22 protein-coding genes and 1 tRNA gene are annotated in these 18,971 nt (G+C 65.4%); 14 read left to right on the top strand and 9 right to left on the bottom strand.

The genetic code is table 11. The features are described from left to right. Window position 1: 1 nt before the first annotated feature. Genes J3E61_RS07540 through J3E61_RS07525 form a run of 4 tightly spaced genes read left to right on the top strand, consistent with a single transcriptional unit; the run spans window position 2 to window position 3,209 of the window. On the top strand, window positions 2-1,111 hold the full coding sequence (locus tag J3E61_RS07540) for an ATP-binding cassette domain-containing protein (RefSeq protein WP_210083145.1): 1,110 nt from the start codon (window positions 2-4) through the stop codon (window positions 1,109-1,111). 3 nt (window positions 1,112-1,114) lie between these two features. After that, entirely contained in the window at window positions 1,115-1,798 is a 684-nt protein-coding gene (locus J3E61_RS07535) for an ABC transporter permease subunit (RefSeq protein WP_192724614.1), read from the top strand. Then, window positions 1,795-2,595 (top strand): ABC transporter permease, encoded by an 801-nt coding sequence (locus tag J3E61_RS07530; RefSeq protein ID WP_210083144.1) that lies wholly within the window; start codon window positions 1,795-1,797, stop codon window positions 2,593-2,595. Before J3E61_RS07535 ends, J3E61_RS07530 begins: the two co-directional genes overlap by 4 nt. Next, entirely contained in the window at window positions 2,592-3,209 is a 618-nt protein-coding gene (locus J3E61_RS07525) for a putative glycolipid-binding domain-containing protein (protein ID WP_192724612.1), read from the top strand. The genes J3E61_RS07530 and J3E61_RS07525 overlap by 4 nt, the downstream gene beginning before the upstream one ends. On the opposite strand, the gene J3E61_RS07520 is transcribed toward J3E61_RS07525, so the two are convergent. Next, on the bottom strand, window positions 3,172-4,116 hold the full coding sequence (locus J3E61_RS07520; protein WP_192725230.1) for a prephenate dehydrogenase: 945 nt from the start codon (window positions 4,114-4,116) through the stop codon (window positions 3,172-3,174). The two genes, J3E61_RS07525 and J3E61_RS07520, sit on opposite strands and share 38 nt — an antisense overlap. A 108-nt stretch (window positions 4,117-4,224) precedes the next feature. On the opposite strand from J3E61_RS07520, the gene J3E61_RS07515 reads away from it, so the two are divergent. The 5 genes from J3E61_RS07515 (at window position 4,225) to J3E61_RS07495 (ending at window position 7,314) form a co-directional block, all read left to right on the top strand. Beyond that, window positions 4,225-4,746, top strand: coding sequence for a tRNA adenosine deaminase-associated protein (locus J3E61_RS07515; RefSeq protein ID WP_192724611.1), 522 nt, complete (start codon window positions 4,225-4,227; stop codon window positions 4,744-4,746). After that, window positions 4,743-5,201, top strand: coding sequence for a nucleoside deaminase (locus J3E61_RS07510; RefSeq protein ID WP_210083143.1), 459 nt, complete (start codon window positions 4,743-4,745; stop codon window positions 5,199-5,201). Before J3E61_RS07515 ends, J3E61_RS07510 begins: the two co-directional genes overlap by 4 nt. 29 nt (window positions 5,202-5,230) lie before the next feature. Then, window positions 5,231-5,321, top strand: a tRNA-Ser gene (locus J3E61_RS07505). A 382-nt stretch (window positions 5,322-5,703) separates the two neighbouring features. Continuing rightward, a complete protein-coding gene (locus J3E61_RS07500) occupies window positions 5,704-6,636 on the top strand; it encodes a hypothetical protein (protein WP_210083142.1) in 933 nt (310 codons plus the stop codon). A gap of 45 nt (window positions 6,637-6,681) precedes the next feature. Then, window positions 6,682-7,314: a hypothetical protein gene (locus J3E61_RS07495; RefSeq protein WP_210083141.1), complete on the top strand. Its 633-nt coding sequence runs from the start codon at window positions 6,682-6,684 to the stop codon at window positions 7,312-7,314. On the opposite strand, the gene J3E61_RS07490 is transcribed toward J3E61_RS07495, so the two are convergent. Next, window positions 7,311-7,685, bottom strand: a complete 375-nt coding sequence (locus tag J3E61_RS07490; RefSeq protein ID WP_192724607.1) for a hypothetical protein — start codon at window positions 7,683-7,685, stop codon at window positions 7,311-7,313. The two genes, J3E61_RS07495 and J3E61_RS07490, sit on opposite strands and share 4 nt — an antisense overlap. A 56-nt stretch (window positions 7,686-7,741) precedes the next feature. Between J3E61_RS07490 and J3E61_RS07485 the strand changes: the two genes are divergently transcribed. Then, window positions 7,742-8,083, top strand: a complete 342-nt coding sequence (locus J3E61_RS07485) for a DUF732 domain-containing protein (protein ID WP_192724606.1) — start codon at window positions 7,742-7,744, stop codon at window positions 8,081-8,083. Window positions 8,084-8,162: 79 nt separating this feature from the next. On the opposite strand, the gene J3E61_RS07480 is transcribed toward J3E61_RS07485, so the two are convergent. Next, on the bottom strand, window positions 8,163-8,660 hold the full coding sequence (locus tag J3E61_RS07480; RefSeq protein ID WP_210085469.1) for a lipoprotein LpqH: 498 nt from the start codon (window positions 8,658-8,660) through the stop codon (window positions 8,163-8,165). Between the two features lie 186 nt (window positions 8,661-8,846). Between J3E61_RS07480 and J3E61_RS07475 the strand changes: the two genes are divergently transcribed. Further along, on the top strand, window positions 8,847-9,752 hold the full coding sequence (locus tag J3E61_RS07475; RefSeq protein WP_210083140.1) for a haloalkane dehalogenase: 906 nt from the start codon (window positions 8,847-8,849) through the stop codon (window positions 9,750-9,752). Here J3E61_RS07475 and J3E61_RS07470 read toward each other — a convergent pair. After that, on the bottom strand, window positions 9,749-10,168 hold the full coding sequence (locus J3E61_RS07470) for a lipoprotein LpqH (RefSeq protein ID WP_192725228.1): 420 nt from the start codon (window positions 10,166-10,168) through the stop codon (window positions 9,749-9,751). The genes J3E61_RS07475 and J3E61_RS07470 overlap by 4 nt on opposite strands. 32 nt (window positions 10,169-10,200) lie before the next feature. Here J3E61_RS07470 and tgt point away from each other — a divergent pair, with 32 nt between their 5' ends. The 3 genes from tgt to J3E61_RS07455 all read left to right on the top strand — a co-directional run bounded on the left by tgt (window position 10,201) and on the right by J3E61_RS07455 (window position 14,029). After that, entirely contained in the window at window positions 10,201-11,430 is a 1,230-nt protein-coding gene (gene tgt, locus J3E61_RS07465) for a tRNA guanosine(34) transglycosylase Tgt (protein ID WP_210083139.1), read from the top strand. Window positions 11,431-11,497: 67 nt separating this feature from the next. Then, the gene (locus J3E61_RS07460) at window positions 11,498-12,703 is read left to right on the top strand and encodes a saccharopine dehydrogenase NADP-binding domain-containing protein (RefSeq protein WP_210083138.1); all 1,206 of its coding nucleotides are present in this window, start codon (window positions 11,498-11,500) and stop codon (window positions 12,701-12,703) included. A gap of 3 nt (window positions 12,704-12,706) precedes the next feature. Next, on the top strand, window positions 12,707-14,029 hold the full coding sequence (locus J3E61_RS07455) for a 4-hydroxybutyrate CoA-transferase (protein WP_210083137.1): 1,323 nt from the start codon (window positions 12,707-12,709) through the stop codon (window positions 14,027-14,029). 67 nt (window positions 14,030-14,096) lie between these two features. On the opposite strand, the gene J3E61_RS07450 is transcribed toward J3E61_RS07455, so the two are convergent. From J3E61_RS07450 to J3E61_RS07430, 5 genes are read right to left on the bottom strand one after another with little or no spacing between them, the layout of a single operon-like run. Then, window positions 14,097-14,852 (bottom strand): amino acid ABC transporter ATP-binding protein, encoded by a 756-nt coding sequence (locus J3E61_RS07450; protein WP_210083136.1) that lies wholly within the window; start codon window positions 14,850-14,852, stop codon window positions 14,097-14,099. Next, window positions 14,849-16,312, bottom strand: coding sequence for an ABC transporter permease subunit (locus J3E61_RS07445; RefSeq protein ID WP_210083135.1), 1,464 nt, complete (start codon window positions 16,310-16,312; stop codon window positions 14,849-14,851). The genes J3E61_RS07450 and J3E61_RS07445 overlap by 4 nt, the downstream gene beginning before the upstream one ends. 44 nt (window positions 16,313-16,356) lie before the next feature. After that, on the bottom strand, window positions 16,357-17,229 hold the full coding sequence (gene gluQRS / locus J3E61_RS07440) for a tRNA glutamyl-Q(34) synthetase GluQRS (protein ID WP_210083134.1): 873 nt from the start codon (window positions 17,227-17,229) through the stop codon (window positions 16,357-16,359). A 13-nt stretch (window positions 17,230-17,242) separates the two neighbouring features. Beyond that, window positions 17,243-17,611 carry a hypothetical protein gene (locus tag J3E61_RS07435; protein WP_015309820.1) on the bottom strand — a complete coding sequence of 123 codons (369 nt, stop codon included), beginning with the start codon at window positions 17,609-17,611 and terminating at the stop codon, window positions 17,243-17,245. A gap of 29 nt (window positions 17,612-17,640) precedes the next feature. After that, complete coding sequence (locus J3E61_RS07430; RefSeq protein ID WP_210083133.1) at window positions 17,641-18,942, bottom strand: aspartate aminotransferase family protein; 1,302 nt, start codon at window positions 18,940-18,942, stop codon at window positions 17,641-17,643. Window positions 18,943-18,971 lie beyond the last annotated feature (29 nt).

Below are 18,971 nucleotides of genomic sequence, written 5' to 3'. Positions count from 1 at the left end.
AATGATCACATTCGAGAACGTCACCAAGAAATATCCCGATGGCACTGTCGCGGTTGACAACCTGACGCTGGAGGTCCCGGAGGGGACGCTGACGGTGTTCGTCGGTCCATCCGGCTGCGGCAAGACCACCTCGATGCGGATGATCAACCGGATGATCGAGCCGACGTCGGGCACACTCACCGTGGACGGTAAAGACGTCACGAAAGTCGACGCGGTGAAGCTGCGGCTCGGCATCGGCTATGTCATCCAGAGCGCGGGGTTGATGCCGCATCTGCGGGTGGTCGACAACGTCGCCACCGTACCGGTGCTGCGAGGCGAATCACGGCGCAGCGCACGCAAATCCGCGCTGGACGTGATGGAGCGCGTCGGTCTGGACCCGAAGCTCGCCAACCGCTACCCGGCGCAATTGTCGGGCGGTCAACAGCAGCGGGTTGGTGTGGCTCGCGCGTTGGCTGCGGACCCGCCGATCCTGTTGATGGATGAACCGTTCAGCGCGGTGGACCCGGTGGTGCGCGAAGAGTTGCAGACCGAAATCCTGCGGCTGCAAAGCGAATTGCGCAAGACGATCGTGTTCGTCACCCACGACATCGACGAGGCGGTCAAGCTAGGCGACAAGGTCGCGGTGTTCGGGCGCGGCGGCACGTTGTTGCAGTACGCAGACCCGGCGTTCGTGTTGTCCAACCCCGCCAACGAGCTCGTTTCGGGATTCGTCGGGGCCGATCGTGGTTATCGGGGCCTGCAGTTCTTCCATGCGACGGGTCTGCCGCTGCACGAGATCAAGACGGTGGCCGACGGCGAGGTCGACGCTCTGGCGTTGCAGCCCGGTGAATGGTCCCTGGTCGTCAAGGCAGATCGCACGCCACTGGCCTGGATCAACGCCGATGGTGTCGCGGTCCACCGCAAGGGCTCATCGCTGTATGACAGCACCGTTGGCGGCGGGTCCTTCTTCAAGCCGGACGGCACCCTGCGACAGGCGCTCGACGCCGCGCTGTCCTCACCGACCGGGTTGGGTGTGGCGGTCGATGAGCGCGGCCACTTGATCGGCGGCGTGCGCGCCGATGATGTGCTCGAGGCGCTCAGCGAACAGCGCCGCGTTCCGGAGCTGGGGTAGCGCATGCGCTATCTGCTCACTCACCTCGACGACCTCTGGACGCTGACGCTGATCCACCTACGGTTGTCACTGGTTCCAATCGTCCTTGGACTGATCATCGCCGTGCCGCTCGGCGCGCTGGTCCAGCGGACCACTGCGTTGCGACGGCTGACGACGGTGACTGCCAGCATCATCTTCACCATCCCGTCCCTGGCCCTGTTCGTCGTGCTGCCGCTGATCATTCCTACCCGCATCCTCGACGAGGCGAATGTCATTGTGGCGCTGACGCTTTACACCGTCGCGCTGTTGGTGCGCGCGGTACCCGAGGCGCTGGACGCGGTGTCACCCGCGGTGCTCGACGCCGCGACCGCCGTCGGCTACAAGCCGATCTCGCGAATGTTGAAAGTGGAGCTGCCACTTGCTGTTCCGGTGCTCATTGCAAGTCTGCGCGTGGTCGCCGTCACCAACATCTCCATGGTTTCGGTCGGATCGGTGATCGGAATCGGTGGCCTTGGCACCTGGTTCACCGAGGGGTATCAGGCCAACAAGAGCGACCAGATCATCGCAGGCATCATTGCGATCTTCGTGCTGGCCATCGTCATCGACTCCCTGATCATGTTCGCCGGAAAGGCGATGACGCCCTGGACGAGGGCCACCAATGTGCCCCGAGCAGCCCGCGCAGGAGCGACCGCAGGAGCGGCCGCATGAACTTTCTGCAGCAAGCACTTTCGTACATCTTCACCGCGGCCAACTGGGGTGGGGCCGCCGGCCTGACGGCACGCATTCTCGAGCACCTGCAGTACACCCTCGTCGCCGTCGTCTTCTCGGCCCTCATTGCCATCCCACTCGGCATGATCATCGGACACACCGGCCGCGGCACCTTCCTCGTAGTGACCGGGGTCAACGCGCTTCGCGCACTGCCCACGCTCGGAGTGCTGTTGCTGGGTGTACTGCTGTGGGGCCTGGGGCTGGTGCCGCCTACGGTGGCGCTGATGTTGCTGGGCATCCCGCCGTTGTTGGCGGGCACCTACTCCGGCATCGCCAATGTGGACCGCGCGGTCGTCGACGCGGCGCGTTCGATGGGCATGACAGAGACCCGGGTGCTGCTGCGCGTCGAGGTGCCCAACGCGATGCCGCTGATCCTCGGGGGCCTGCGCACGGCGACGCTGCAGATCGTCGCCACCGCGACGGTCGCGGCCTACGCCAGCCTCGGCGGCCTCGGCCGCTACCTGATCGACGGCATCAAGGTGCGTCAGTTCTATCTCGCGTTGGTCGGTGCGCTGATGGTCACCGCGCTGGCGTTGATCCTCGACGCGGCGCTGGCATTCGCCGTATGGGCGTCGGTCCCCGGCTCCGGCCGGCTGCAGAAACTTCGGGGCATGCCGCAACCGTTGCTCGGCGACGAGATCGTCCTCGAGTCGAGAACGACGGCGCACTCGCCTTCTTCAAGCAGTTCGGTAGGCCGCTACGAACGAGGGGATCCTTCGCTTACGGTAGAGGGGTGAGTGAAGCAGGCGGCTCCGAAAGCGCAGGCGCACGCGAGGAGCAAAAGGGCCAGTGGCCGCGAATCTTGACCTGGCGAGCGCATGACGTACCGCGGATGGAATCCGTGCGGGTTCAGCTGTCCGGCAACCGCATAAAGGCATACGGCAGGATCGTCGCCGCCGCGACGCCGTCGCACCCCGCCTTCTCGGCTTCCTATGACCTGGTGACCGATGAGGCGGGCGGGACAAAGCGGCTGTCGATGACCGTCACACTTGCCGAGCGCGAGCGGCAGCTGTCGATCGCCCGCGACGAAGAGAACATGTGGCTGATCCAACAGCACACCGGCGAATCCAAACGCGCCGCCTATGAAGGCGCGCTCGATGTCGATGTGATCTTCAGCCCGTTCTTCAACGCGCTGCCGATCCGGCGCACCGGGCTCTATCAGCGCACCGATTCGATCACGTGCCCGGTGGTCTACGTGCGGCTGCCCGAGCTGTCGGTGGACCCTGCGGTCATCGGCTACAGCAGCGCACCCGACGGGATCAAGCTGCATTCTCCGGTCGCCGAGACGACGATCCGGGTCGACGACGAGGGCTTCATCCTCGACTACCCAGGGTTGGCAGAGCGGATCTGATCACCCCGCCCGCGCGGCCGGCGGCGGCGAGCTCCTCCCGCCACCTCTCGTTGCCGACGACGACCGTCACGATGTCCGGTCTGCTGAAGCTGTCGTAGCGGATCCGGGCCGCATGACCTGGTTCGACCAGCTCCGTCAGCGGGCTCTTCGCGGCCAGCGCATCGCGGGCCTGGCCGAGCAGTGAAAGCGTGCGCTCCAGAACAGGCAGCAGCTGATCGGCATTGGCCTCGCACATGGCGCGCACCAGATCAGGTGCGGTGGCCGCCACTCTGGTGCCGTCACGAAACGAGCCGGCGGCCAACGCAAACGCCAACGGCACCTCGCCCGCGGTGATCGCGAGCGCTTCGGCAAGCAGGTGGGGCAGGTGCGAGATGGTGGCGGCGGCGGCGTCGTGCTCGTCGGATCGGGCCGGGACCACGACGGCGCCGCAGTCCAGCGCGAGGTTCATCACCATCGTCCAGATGTCGGGGTCAACGTGGTCGTCGACGGCGACCACCCAGGGCGCGCCGACGAACAGCCGAGCGTTGCCGGCGGCCCAGCCGGAGTGCGCTGTCCCGGTCATCGGATGGCCGCCGACGAAGCGCTCGAGCAGACCGAACGACCGGACTTCGTCGACAACGCAGCCCTTCACACTGGTCACGTCGGTCAGCGGACATTCGGGCGCGGTGTCACGGATGCGACCCAACATCTGCGACAGTGCGGGCACCGGGACGGCGAGCACGATCAGGGCTTTGCTGTCGGCGGCGTGCGTCAGGGCATCGTCGAGGTTGTCGGTGGCGTCGAAGCCGTCGAACTTCGCGGCCTGGACGCCATCGATCGAGCGGTTGTAGCCGAACACCTCACGCCCGGCCGCGGCCGCCGCGCGCATTACGGAGCCCCCGATAAGTCCAAGACCCACCACGCAAATGGGTGTGTTTGTCACCCTTCCAGGTTGGCATATCGCCGGTATCGCCCGACGTCAGGCTTGGTGGCCATTGCTGGTAAAGCCTGCACCTCCGGACTACCGTTAGCCCACATGGGAGCACAGAGTGCACCGGCACAGGGCCAGGCCGCGGATATGCCCGACGGCTTCGGCGTGGCCGTTGTACGCGAGGACGGCAAGTGGCGTTGCTCGGCGATGCGCAAGGCCGCCCTGAACAGCCTCACCGCGGCGGAAACAGAGCTACGCGAATTGCGCAGTGCCGGTGCCGTTTTCGGATTGCTGGACGTCGACGACGAGTTCTTCGTGATCGTGCGGCCGGCGCCTGCCGGAACGCGGCTGCTGCTTTCGGACGCAACCGCTGCACTCGACTACGACATCGCCGCCGAGGTGCTCGAGAAGCTCGACAACGACATCTCACCCGAGGAACTCGAAGAAGCCGACCCGTTCGAGGAGGGCGACCTCGGGGTATTGGCCGATATCGGCCTGCCGGAAGCGGTGCTTGGCGTGATCCTCGACGAATCCGACCTGTATGCCGACGAGCAGTTGGGCCGGATCGCCAGGGAGATGGGATTCGCCGACGAGCTGTCGGCCGTCCTCGACCGTTTGGGTCGGTGAAAACCGACGAAGACCTCATCCGGGGTGCGTTGGAGGCCGCGCGGGCAGCGGGCCCGCGCGATGTGCCGATCGGGGCGGTGATCGTCGGCGCGGACGGCACGGAGTTGGCGCGGGCGGCCAACATGCGCGAGGAACTCGGTGATCCGACCGCGCATGCCGAGATCCTGGCGATGCGGACCGCGGCATCCGCGTTGGGCGACGGCTGGCGGTTGGAAGGCGCCACGCTGGCGGTCACGGTGGAGCCATGCACGATGTGCGCGGGCGCGTTGGTGATGGCGCGGGTAGCGCGGCTGGTGTTCGGTGCGTGGGAACCCAAGACCGGTGCGGTCGGGTCGTTGTGGGACGTGGTGCGCGATCGTCGGCTCACGCACCGGCCCGAGGTACGCGGGGGAGTGCTGGCTTCCGAGTGCGCCGCGCCGCTCGAGGCGTTCTTCGCGAAGCAGCGATTGGATTAGGGCGGTCGTCGGCCGGTAAGCTGCCACACGGTGGCGTGTCCGAGCGGCCTAAGGAGCACGCCTCGAAAGCGTGTGACGGGTAACCCCCGTCCGAGGGTTCAAATCCCTCCGCCACCGCCAACAGCCAGCAGCCTGTACGAGCAGGTCGATGGCGTCACTTCTCGGCACTGAAGACCTTGCGAGAAGTTCGCTCAGCCCTTGATGCCGAAGCTTTCGAGGCCGCGATCGCCGGCCGGCCACGCTGTCTCCGAGACGATCCGCGAGGGCTGCCGATTCGCTTGAGCTGCGGTTTCAGTGGATGCACCGGGACTCTGATCTTGGTCTTGCTCACACTTATCTTATTTGCACCTACGTCAAACCTGCGCCGTGGTAAATAAACGCGACTCCGACCCGCACTGCCCTAACGAACGGGGATTTGCTCATGGCCGCACATTCATCTCAGGCTCGCTCGAGTGCCCGTCGAAACGGAGGCGGCCGCCATCGCGCGAGAACATCGCGCCATTTGGAGCCGTACAACTGGCTGGGCGCCGGCGCGATCACGGTCAGCGTCGCGCTCGGGGCCGCGTTCGTCGGCGGGTCGGGTATCGCACAGGCTGACGACGATTCGGGCAAACCCGCCGCCACCGCCTCCTCGGCATCATCGACATCGACCTCGTCCGACGACCAGGTCCACGCCCCGAAGAAGCCGGACTCTCCCGCTACCGACCACAAGAAGTCCGAGTCGGACACGCCGACGTCCGATGGCTCAGCGGCCGCGGACACAGCAACGACTTCCAAAGTCGCCGATTCTGCGCCCGATGGAACAGAAAAACCCGACACCAAGTCGTCGGATGCCGGTAAGCACGCGACGACGCAGAAGGACACTGAGTCGCCCGACGCCACACCGTCAGCTGAGGATTCAAAGTCCCCGACGGAGACGGTCACCGACACCTCGGAGAAGTCGGCTGCGGTGGCAGCCGATCCGCAGCCCGTCGCCGACCCCGTTGAGGCTTCCAGCCCGGATCCCGTTGACGCCGTAGGCAGTTCGACGGTGTTCGGCTTCAATGGCGCCAACACGGCGGGGAGCCGTTTTTCGGCGACGGCGAAGCCGACGAGCGCTGTCTCACTCGCCGGGCCTGCCGCCGCACTGCCCAACCCGTTTGGGCTCATCGGTGCGGTGATTGCCTACGACCTCAAAGGAGCCCAGGACCTGATGAACCCCGTGATCGCAGGGGCGTTGGGCGTATGGCATCTGCAAACCGGGTTGAACGAACTCAAGACTCTTCATCTGATCGGCGGCGCTTTGGACATCGTCAGCGGCGTTCTCGCCCTGGCCACCCCGATTCTCAAAGCGGTGCCAGTGCCAGGAGTGACGCTGTTGATTCCGGTCACCGCAGTGCTGGGAAGCACCACTGCGACTGTCAACACAATCGGCCAGGGGTTGTTGCACTGGTAGCGCTTTGTTGCCGACAACGGCGCGCTCGTCTGTAAGGCTGTCCCCGTGCAGCTCGTGCTGAGTGTTTTCGCGCTTACCGTCGCGACGCTGACAGTGATTCTTGCTGCACGGCGACTCCTCGACTTCGGAAGTCAGCTCGTATACGCCCGATTGGTTGCAGTCGGCGGGATGGTGGCGTTCTCGTCGGAGCGCACGGAATCGGCCGGGGGTCGTGAGCACTGCGTCCGCTTCGAGGTTGGTGGTCCCGGCGTCTTTCACAACGTCACGGTGGATCTCCTCGGATTGCCGGAATTCGCTGCAACACCCGTGTCGCCGGCACCTCGGACCACGATGAGTGCCCGCGACGATCCGATCGACTGGATCTTCACCGTGCCGGACGGCGAAGCAGCGTCCGACGCCTGGGTGATGGTCTCCTGGATTCGGTCGCACTTCGAGGGCATCGATTCCGAGGCAATTGCTCAGCGGCTCAACGACAGTCAGCTCTACGAATGGCGTTGGTTCACCGAACCGACTCGCTTCGTGCGCACCGGCATTCGGCATGTAGCCCGTCGATACCCACGCCGGTCGACCCGGACCATGCGCGAGCTTCCTTTGTATGGACGGTGGCGACGGACCACGTCGAGTAGCCCAAGCGACTTGATCGGGCCTGCCGACAGCCCGCCTCCCCTACGCCGTTAAGCGAACGGCACGCCGTAGTCGGGTGTCCATGCGCCGCCGATGCAGCTCATCGTCACGCCGTCGGCCGTCAGCGCCACGCCCTTGTCCTCACCGCACGCCGCGCGGTTGGTGCGGATGCCGACCAGCGGCGGCGAGCTGATCCACTGCCCCTTGGCGCTGCATGCCAGCGTGGCACCGGACGGGTCGAGGGCCAGGTTGTATCGGGTGCTCGTGACACAGGCATCGCCCGCGCTGGCGCCGCGCTCGATATACGGCACGCATGCGGGCGCGGTGCCGTCACAGGACACCGGATACGCCGATGCGCTCGTCGCCGTCACCATCGGTGCCGCGATGAATCCACAACCCAACGCCACTGCAGCCATGAGTTTCATGGCGCTTAGCGTAGGGCCCTGCGCAGGCGCAGGGGTGCGCATTAGGCTCACTACGCATGAAGTCGCTGGCTGTCGCCGTGTTCGCGAGCTTGTTGTCGCTGGTTGCTTTCGCGGCACCCGCCAATGCCGATGTGGTGGCCTACCTCGTCAACGTGACCGTGCGTCCCGGCTACAACTTCCCCAATGCAGACGCCGCGATCGGCTACGGCAACAGCATCTGCGACCGGGTCGCCGCGAAGATGAGTTACGCGCAACTGGTCGAACAGGTCAAGGCCGACTTCAACACGGCCGACTATTACCAGGGCGCCTACCTGATCAACCAGGCCGTGAACGAGCTGTGCCCCGCTCAGGTCTGGCAGCTGCGCCAGTCGGCGGCCGGTTACACCCTTCCTGCTTGAGTCCTGCTCGGGCGTTCTCACGACAACAGCGGCGCCCCTTTCGGAGACGCCGCCGTCGTGTCGAATCTGGAGTACCTGGCTACGGGCAGGTGACGTCGATTTCAAACGGCTTGTTCACCGGCTGCATGGGGTTGGCCATGTCAATGCCGGTCGCCGTGCCGGAGATCGTCCACTTGTTGCCGTCCTTGGTGGCCTTGGCCTCACCCTGGCCGGTGCCGCTCTGGTAGCCCAGCGTGACGCCGTTGACGTTGCCGAGGCCCACGGAGGTGACGTTCGAGCCATCCTCGCTGACCACGGCGGCGATGCCGGTTGCGGCCTCGCCGATCGCGATGTTCATGTTCCCGCCCATCGCGGTGCAGACGACGGTGCCTGCGACGTTCTGGTCCTTGCCGTCGATCGTGACCTTGGTGCCGCCCCCGCTGGGTGCTGCCGTTGCGCTGACTGAGGCGGTGCCCGACGCGCTGCTCGCTGTTGAACTGCCGCTGCTTTCGGACTTCTTGTCACCCGACGAACAGCCTGACAGGCCGGCGATGACAATTGCCGCGCCGCCTACGGCGACCACGAACCCACGCTTCACCACTGGTTCTCCTTTGTTTTTGTTGTGATCCGTCAAGATCGGCGGAGCATCCCGGCCAGTATGGTTGGCTTGTACAACGCGGACATGGCGATTTGGCGAAAAATTTGCCTGTTCAGCCGCTGATTGTTATCTGGGGTTGACGCGAACGGCCCCGTGGCTCTTGCGATATCCGATATCTTCGCCACCATGCAGAGTTTGCGCACGCCAGACGAGCGGTTTGCCGAACTGCCTGAATTCCCTTATCCCGCAAAGTATTGCGAAGTCGATGACGGTGAGGGCGGGCAATTGCGGGTGGCGTGGGTGGAAGACGGCCCGGCCGAAGGTAATCCGGTGCTGATGCTGCACGGTGAGCCGTCGTGGTCGTTTCTTTACCGCAAGATGATGCCCATCCTGGCCGCTGCGGGGTATCGGGTCATTTGTCCGGACCTGGTCGGTTTCGGTAGGTCCGACAAGCCGACCCGCATCGAGGACCACACCTATGCCCGGCACGTGGAATGGATGCGCACCCTCGCGTTCGACGTGCTCGACCTGCGACAGGTGACGCTCGTCGGACAGGACTGGGGTGGCCTGATCGGCCTGCGCATCGCCGCCGAGAATCCGGATCGCTTGGCGCGCATCGTCGTCGCCAACACCGGACTGCCCACCGGCGATCACCGGATGCCCGACGTGTGGTGGAACTTCTACAAGACCATTCAGCGGACCCCGCAACTCGACGTGGGCAGGTGGGTGGAGGCCGGTTGCGCGCACCCGCTCACCGACCCAATCCGCGCGGCCTACAGTGCGCCGTTCCCCGACGACAGCTACTGCGTCGGCCCGCGCGCGATGCCGGGGCTGGTGCCCACTTCACCCGAGGACCCAGCGACGCAGGCCAACCGCGCAGCGTGGAAAGCGTTGTGCGAGAGCATGACTCCTATGCTGGTGGCGTTCAGCGACAGCGACCCGATCACCGGCGCAATGGCTCCCATCTTCTCGAGCAGGATGCGTGGCGCCCAAGGCATCGAGCATCCCGTCATCGCCAATGCCGGACACTTCCTGCAGGAAGACGCCGGCGAGGAGCTCGCTGAGGCGATTGTTCGATTCCTGGCGCGTTAACAAGCCACCTTGATGGCGAACGTGCCCGAGGTGCGGAAGCTGGGATTGGCGGTGGCGAAGCCGTCGGCTGTTCCACTGATGTCGTAGGTCCTGCCGGCCATCGTGACCTTGGCGTCCCCGCCCAGGCCCCTGTTGTAACTGCCGGTGAAGCCGCCGACGTTGTTGATGCTGACGGCGTCGGCGGCCAGTTCGTCCTTGTTGGAGATCAGCGCCGTCACCCCCGACACCTGGTCGCCGGTGGTAATCGTGGTCAGCGGGCCCGCAGGCGTGCACGCCACCGCCTGGGTGGTACCGACGTTCTGACCGTTGACGGTGACCTGCGCGGTGCCCGCGACGAGCATCCCCGGCCCTGGTTTGTAGTCCGGCGGAGCAGATGAACAGCCCGCGACAGCCAACGTTGCCGCTGCGGCGGCCACCCACCCAGTTCTCACAGTGCAGAATCTACGGCGTGAGTGAGTCGTTCTTCAGCGTTGACGCAGAATTGCCTGGACGACTCGGTCGCGCCGGCATCATCCGCACTCCGCACGGCGACATCCACACCCCGGCGTTCATCGCCGTCGGCACCCAGGCCACCGTCAAGGCGGTCCTGCCCGAAACCATGAAAGAGCTTGGTGCGCAAGCCATTCTGGCCAACGCGTACCACCTGTATCTGCAGCCCGGCCCCGACATCGTCGAGGAGGCAGGCGGTCTCGGCGCGTTCATGAACTGGCACGGCCCCACCTTCACCGACAGCGGCGGGTTTCAGGTGCTCTCGCTGGGTGCCGGCTTCAAAAAGGTGCTGGCGATGGACACCGAGCGAGTGCAGGCCGACGACATCATCGCCGAGGGCAAGGAGCGGCTGGCCCACGTCGACGACGACGGCGTCACATTCCGTTCCCATCTCGACGGCTCGACCCATCGCTTCACCCCAGAGGTGTCGATCGGAATTCAGCACAAGCTCGGGGCGGACATCATTTTCGCGTTCGACGAGCTGACCACGCTGGTCAACACCCGTGGCTACCAGGAAGAGTCGGTGCAGCGCACCCACGACTGGGCGGTCCGATGCCTGGTCGAACACCGCCGCTTGACCGCCGAACATCCGGACAAGCCCGCGCAGGCGTTGTTCGGTGTCGTGCAGGGCGCCCAATACGAGGACCTGCGGCGGCAAGCCACCCGTGGGCTGATGAGCATCGTCGACGAGGACGGGCGAGGCTTCGACGGGTACGGCATCGGCGGCGCGCTGGAGAAGCAGAACCTCGCGACCATCGTCGGCTGGGTGAGCAGTGAGCTGCCCGCGGACAAACCCCGCCACCTGCTGGGCATCAGCGAGCCCGACGACCTGTTCGCCGCGGTCGCGGCGGGCGCCGACACTTTCGACTGCGTTTCGCCGTCGCGCGTCGCGCGCAACGCCGCCGTCTACTCGCCGACCGGCCGCTTCAACGTCACCAACTCGCGCTACCGGCGTGACTTCGGTCCCGTCGACGCGAACTGCGACTGCTACACCTGCGCCCACTACACCCGTGCCTACCTGCACCACCTGTTCAAGGCGAAAGAACTGCTCGCCAAGACGCTGTGCACCATCCACAACGAGCGCTTCGTCATCCGCCTCGTCGATCAGATTCGCAGCGCGATCCGCTCCGGCGAGTTCGACGAACTCCGCGCGCACGTTCTCGGCCAGTACTACTCGACGCGCTCATAACCGAAAAAGTTCGAGTAGAACTCGCCAAAACGTCGATCTCGGCGAGACCGTGTATACGGTCGAGCGCATGCGAATTCTGTTGGTTGGCGCAGGCGGGGTCGGTGCGGCGTTCTGCGCCATCGCGGCGCGTCGAGACTTCTTCGAGCACATCGTCGTCAGTGACTACGACGAATCGCGGGCCAAACAAGCCGCGGAGGCCGTTGGCGACGACCGGTTCTCGGCAGCGCGGGTGGACGCGACATGGGCCGACGACGTCGCTGCAGTAGTCGACCAACACGGCATCACCCACGTCATGAACGCCGTCGACCCGCGGTTCGTGATGCCCATCTTCAACGGTGCGCTGGCCGGCGGCGCCGACTACCTCGACATGGCGATGAGCCTGTCGCAACGCCATCCCGAGCGACCTTACGAACTCACCGGCGTCAAACTCGGCGACGAGCAGTTCGCGGTCGAGGAGCAGTGGAAGATGGCGGGCCGACTCGCTCTGGTCGGGATAGGCGTGGAGCCCGGCCTTTCCGACGTGTTCGCTCGATACGCCGCCGATCACTTGTTTTCCGACATCGATGAGCTCGGCACGCGGGATGGCTCGAACCTCACTGTCGACGGTTACGAGTTCGCGCCGTCGTTCTCGATCTGGACCACCATCGAGGAGTGCCTCAATCCGCCGGTGATCTGGCAGGCCGACCGCGGCTGGTTCACCACCGAACCCTTTTCTGAGCCAGAGGTTTTCGACTTTCCGGACGGTATCGGCCCGGTCGAATGCGTCAACGTCGAGCACGAAGAAGTCCTGCTGATGCCCCGCTGGGTGAACTGCAAACGCGCCACCTTCAAGTACGGCCTCGGCGAGGAGTTCATCGACGTGCTCAAGACCCTGCACAAGCTCGGCCTCGATCGCACCGACAAGGTCTCCGTCGGCGGCGTCGAGGTCAGTCCCCGCGATGTGGTCGCGGCCTGCCTACCGAATCCCGCCACGCTCGGGCCCAAGATGCACGGCAAGACCTGCGCCGGCCTGTGGGTGACGGGCACCGGCAAGGACGGCAATCCGCGATCGACCTACCTGTACCACGTGGTCGACAACCAATGGTCGATGACGGAGTACGGCCATCAGTGCGTCGTCTGGCAAACCGCCATCAATCCCGTTGTTGCGCTGGAGCTTCTGGCCAACGGCACCTGGAGCGGCAGCGGCGTGCTGGGGCCCGAGGCGTTCGACTCGGTGCCCTTCCTCGAGCTGCTGACCGCCTACGGTTCGCCGTGGGGCCAAAAGGAGCTCTAGCGGATGCCAACAGAGCTCACCGCCGAGCAGGCCGCTGCGCTGCTCGACGCGGCCGACACGCTCGGGATGCCGCTCGGGCCGGGCCAACCGCCGGCGTTCATGCGCGCGCTCGGTCAGCGCGACGACTGGACGAATCTGCGGGTGTACGGTGCGCTATTGGCCGTCGGGACCGAACTGTTCTCGCGCCAAGGCGTGCACTACCTTTCGGGCTTCTACGGTCCGATCGAGCGGGCGCTGCAAGCAATGGGTGCCGACATCGACTTCGCGCCTGCCGACTTCCGCCGGTTCGGCCCGCTGCTCGAGCGTCAGGCGCCGCGGGTGATGACGACCGTCGCGACGCCGCCAGACACGAACGGCTGGTGTTCGCTTTCGTTGCACGCAGGCGGCACGATCGGCGAATTGCACCGCGCCGGAGCCGATCCCGACCGACTACTGGTCGTCGAGGTGTCGGACGCCTATCCGCGGACGTTCGGGCTCGGCGAGGACCGCCACGCGCTGCATGTCGACGAGATCGACATCCTGGTGCACTCGACCGATGCCCCGCTCGCACTGCCCGGCGGCGAGGCGGCACCGACCGACGTCGACCGCGCGATCGCACGGCACGCCGTCGCATACATCCCGTCCGGGGCAACGCTGCAGACGGGAATCGGCTCGATTCCCAACCAGATTGCCACGCTGTTGGCCGAGGGCGACGGCGGCAACTACGGCCTGCACAGCGAGATGTTCACCGACGGCTGCATGCGCCTGCACCGCGCGGGCAAGGTGACCAACGCCTGCAAGGGCCAGTACGACGGGGTCAGTGTGACGACGTTCGCGTTCGGCTCGGCCGAACTCTACGACTGGCTGAACGGCAACTCCGACGTCGCGTTCCTGCCTGTCGAGATCGTCAACGCGCCCGATGTGATCGCAGCCAACAACGACATGACCACCATCAACGGCGCGCTGGCCATCGACGTCCAGGGTCAGGTCGTCGCCGACACGATTTCCGGCGGCCAGTTCAGCGGAATCGGAGGTGCTGAAGACTTCGTGGCGGGCGCCGGACTAGAACTGTCCGATCGATCGCTGATCTGCCTGCCGTCGACGTTCGAGAAGGACGGCGTGGTGCAATCGCGAATCGTGCCGTGGTTCGGCCCCGGTGCTGTGATCACGACACCGCGGCATCAGGTCGACGTGATCGTCACCGAATACGGCGCCGCCGAACTGGAGGGCAAGACCGTGCGTGAGCGCGGCGAGGCGCTGGCCGCGATCGCCCACCCGCAGTTCCGCGACGAACTGACCGCAGCGGCAGAGCGCGCCGCAAAAGGCCGCTCGCCCGTCGCTACCTGACGCGCGAACGTGGGTTACCCGCACACCTGAACCACAAAGTGCGTGCATCAATCCCACACTCGCGCCGCTAGAGCGGGTTGAGAATCCGGTCCAGGAACTGGCGGGTGCGCTCTTCTTTCGGATTGCCGATGACTTCGGCGGGCGGGCCCTGCTCCAGGATCACTCCTTGATCGGTGAACAGCACCTGATCGGAAACCTGCTTGGCGAACTGGATTTCGTGCGTCACGATGATCAGAGTCCAACCTTCGACGGCCAGGTCCCTGATGACTGACAGCACCTCGCCGACGAGTTCGGGATCCAGCGCCGACGTCGGCTCGTCGAACAACACGACCTTCGGCTTCAGCGCCAGCGCCCGCGCTATGCCGACGCGCTGCTGTTGCCCACCGGACAGTTGATACGGGTATTGGTCGCGCTTTTCGGCCAAGCCGACCTGCTGGAGCAGTTCGAGAGCTTCGGCCTCGGCAGCGTCCTTCGATCTCTTCTGCACGAAGATCGGGCCCTCGGTGATGTTCTGCAACACCGTCTTGTGCGGAAAAAGGTTGTGAGACTGGAAGACAAAGCCGCTCTGCGCGCGATAGCGACGCAGCAGGTCCTTGCTCACCGGCTTGGAGAAGTCCAGTTCGACCTCCCCGACCCGTACCACTCCCGCGTCAGGCACGTCCAGCGCGTTGAGCGCGCGCAGCAGGGTCGTCTTGCCCGAACCCGACGGCCCGATGATCGTCGTCGCCGAGCCCTGCGGCACATTGAATGAAACGCCTTTGAGCACTTCGTTGTCTCCGAAGGCCTTGTGCACACCTTCGGCCACCACGCGGTTCTCTGTCATCGCGCCACATACCTTTCCAGCCGGTGTTCCACGCGGCTCTGACCGAACGAGAGCACCAGGCAGATCACCCAGTAGTACACGGCCGCCGTGCCGTACAACGCAAAGAACTCGAATGTCGGCGCCGCGATGATCTGGGCCTGCCGCAGCAACTCGGTGACCAATATGGTCGAGGCGAGGGAAGTGTCTTTCACCAGTGAGATCAACGTGTTCGACAGCGGCGGCACCGCCACACGCGCGGCTTGCGGAAGGATGATGCGCCTAAGCGCGCCAACGTAATTGAGGCCGATCGTCTCGGCCGCCTCCCACTGCCCCTTGGGGATGCTCTGGATCGCCGACCGGATGATCTCCGCCGCGTAGCCGCCCACGTTCAGCGAGAACGCGATGATCGCCGCGGGGAACGGATCGATCTTCACGCCCAACTCAGGAAGCGCGTAGAACACGATGAAAAGCTGTACCAGCAAGGGGGTTCCGCGGATGATCGAGATATAGAACCGCGCGACGTTGGTGAGGATCAGGTTCGGAGAGAGTCGCGCCAGCGCAACCGCAAGAGCCAGCACCAGGCCGATCACGAAACTGATCACCGTCAACGGGATCGTCTTGGTGATCGCCGCCTTGGCCAGCGGCCCGAGGCTCTCCGCAATGAGCCCCCACGTCGACTTCGACTGCTTGCCTGCGGGGGCCCCGGACGCGTTGGCCTTCAGATACTTCTGCGAGATATTCGCCAGCGTGCCATCGGCACGGAGTTCGTCGAGCGCCTTGTTCAGGTCCGGGAGAAGTCCGCTGTTCTTGCGCGCGGCGAAGCCCTGTTCGCTCTTCTCGCCGACGTTCCCGGCGATTTTGACGGAGGTGTCGCCAGTCTCGGCAAGGTAGGCGTACACCGCGATGCTGTCGTTGACGACGACGTCGACGCGGCCCTGATTGAGAAGCTTGATCGCCTGGGTGAACCCTTCGACGGTCTCGACGCGCGCCCCCGCCTTTCGGGCCACGTCCGCCCAGTTGCTGGTCGCGTTCTCGCCTGCGATCTTGCCCTTCAGGTCTGCGAGCTTCGTTATGGAGTTGTCGTTCGTGCGTGTGACGATCACGCCCTCGCCGACCGAGTACGGCTCTGACAGGTCGTACTTCTGTTTGCGTTCGGCGTTGATGGTCACCTCGTTGGCCACCACGTCGAACCGGTTGGCCTCCAGCGCCGCGAAGATCGAATCCCACGGCGTCTCAACGAATTCGACCTTCACGCCGAGCTTGTCGGCCACCGCGCGGGCCACGTCGACGTCGTAGCCGACGAGCTGGCCGGTGGCAGGGTCGTGGTAGCTGAACGGTGAGTAGACACCTTCGGTCCCGACGCGCAGCACGCCTGCCGACTTGACCGGGTTGTCGCCGTTGGTGGCCGACGAACCGCATGCCGTGAGCAGACAGGCGGCGAGCAGCAAAACGGCCACGACGGCTCTTCGTAGATTGCGCACCGGCGGAAGCTAGCAAGTCTGCTCGTTTACACCAAGAGTTCTGCTCAACCCGGCCGGTATATCCACGGTTCGCGCGGCAGCGCAGCCGGTTTGAACTGCGTGAGCATCTGCTCTGGGGTCGCCGCCGAATAGCCGAGTGAGGAAGCGATCTGCGCCAGTGCCCGCTCGACGCCGATCTCGGCAAGCGTCACCGCGCCGTCGCGTTTGGCCAGCCGCGCGCCGTCTTCGTTGAGCACCAATGCGACGTGGGCGTACGTCGGCTCCGGGTAGCCGAGCAGCCGCGCGAGGTAGGCCTGCCGCGGGGAGGACGACAGCAGGTCGTCGCCCCGCACCACCTGGTCGACGCCCTGCGCGGCGTCATCCACCACCACCGCGAGGTTGTAGGCCGCCACGCCGTCGCCGCGCCGCACCACGAAATCGTCGACGATGCCCGTGTACTGGCCGTGCAGCAGGTCGTGGACGGTGTGCACGAACGTGTCAGCGCGCAACCGCAGCGCCGGCGGGCGGCCTGTCTCGCGACGCCGGTCCTCCCGTTCGGCATCGGAGAGGTCGCGGCAGGTGCCCGGGTAAGCGCCCTGCGGTGCGTGCGGCGCTCGCGGGGCCTGCGCGATATCCTTTCTGGTGCAATAGCATTCGTACAGCAGACCGCGCTCGGCCAGCTCGTCGACGACGGCGTCGTAGCGCTGCGGGTGTGCGGATTGCCATTCGGCAGGCTCGTCCCACGTCAGCCCGATCGCCGCCAGATCGTCGAGCTGGCGGTTGGCGATGTCGGCATGGGTGCGGTCGTCGAGGTCCTCGACGCGCATCAGAAACCGACGCCCCGTCGAACGCGCGAACAACCACGCCAGCACCGCTGTACGCAGATTGCCGATGTGCAGATCGGCGGACGGGCTTGGCGCGAACCTGCCGGCGGTCACGCCCGCAATCTACCTAGCTGCGCTCCCAGGGAGCCGTGTCGCCCATCTTCTTGTAGTACTTGGCCAGGTGGCTCTTGACGCGGTCGATGTCGTCCTTCGGAAGGTCGACGCCGCCGCGTGAGCCCTGCATGATCGCACCAGCGGCCATCACACCCCGAGGGACGGCCTCCAACTTGCCGTCGACGACGTCGGCGATCAGCAGCTTGTAGGCGGTGAAGTTGTCCTTGTTGTCGCTGTCGTACCAGACGTGCGCGTCGCGATATTTCTGGTTGGGCTCGTCTTGCGCATCGGCCCACTTACGAACTCGCTTTTCTGCCGCGTCGCCGTCCCACTCACGGTCGCGATCAGCGAGCGGCAGATCTTGAAATGCTGTCACTGACATAGGAAAAGCGTGCCCGCACCACGGACGGGTTAAACCGCCAGCGCCGCTGTGAATTCGCTGCAAAACCAGTCGACGTCGCTGCTGGAAAACACCAGCGGCGGGCGGATTTTCAGGACGTTGCCGTCATGACCGCACACCGAGATCAGCACCCGCCGTTCGCGCATGGCGTTGACCAGTGCCTTGGCGCCGGCGCGATCCGGAGCCTTGGTTTCGGCGTCGCTGACGATCTCCACGCCGATGTACAGCCCTGCCCCGCGCACATCGCCGATCCGTGGGTTGCTTTCCGCGATCTGCGCCAACTCGGTCCGCAGCGCCGTGCCGACCGTGGCGGCATTGGCCATCAGGTTCTCGGCCTCGATGACATCGAGCACCGCCGTCGCGGCGGCCATCGACACCGGGTTGCCGGCATAGGTGTTGAAGTACGGCACCCTGACCGCGAACGGATACAAGACCTGGTCGCGCACCGCCATCGCAGCGACCGGCAGGCCGTTGCCCATCGGCTTGGCCATCGTGACGATGTCGGGGACCACGCCGTGGCGCTCGAAGCCCCACATGGATTCCCCGGTGCGCGCGAAGCCCGGTTGCACCTCGTCGGCGATGAACACGCCCCCGCTTCGGCGCACGATGTCGACCGCGGGTGCAAGCACGGAGCGGTCGGGATAGATGCCGTCGGACGAGAAGATCGTGTCGGCGATCAGGCAACTGACGCGAATCCCCTTCTGGCTCAGGTCATCAGCTGCCTGCGCCACGTCGGCTGCGAATCGCGCCGCCGCGTCCGGATATCGGTAGCTGTCCGGTGGCGGCACCGTCCGCACATGCGAAGCGAGCGTGGTCGAGTCACCCAGCGACGGCGAAATCTGTGTCACCGCAGCGGTGTTGCCGTGGTAAGCGTCGCGGGTGACGATGACGCCCTTGGCTTCGGTGAAGGCCTCGGCGACGCGCAACGCGAGGTCGTTGACCTCTGAGCCGGTGCAGCCGTACATCACCTGATCGATCTCGGCGGGCATGGTGGCGAGCAGCCGCTCGGAATAGTCGACGATGCCGCGGTGCAGGTAACGGGTGTGGGTGTTCAGCGTCGACATCTGGCGCGTGACCGCCTCGATCACGTGCGGGTGGCAGTGCCCGACGCTGACGACGTTGTTGTAAGCGTCCAGATACCGCTGGCCGTCGACGTCGAACACGTGGCTGCCCAGCCCGCGGACCAGATGCACCGGCCGGTCGTAGAACAGCCGGTTCGCCGGGCCGAGCACCCGCTCACGCGCCTCGATCAGCGGGTCGCCATCGTCGCCGGCGGTGTAGCTGTTGGAGTCCATGATGTTGCTGAAGCTCACCGGGCCCAGTCTGCTGTATCCGGCGTCGT

The sequence above is a fragment of the Mycobacterium sp. OAE908 genome (assembly GCF_017872775.1).
Taxonomy (GTDB): Bacteria; Actinomycetota; Actinomycetes; order Mycobacteriales; family Mycobacteriaceae; genus Mycobacterium.
Note: the sequence above shows the minus strand (reverse complement) of the source record. Positions and strands in the feature narration are given on the sequence as shown.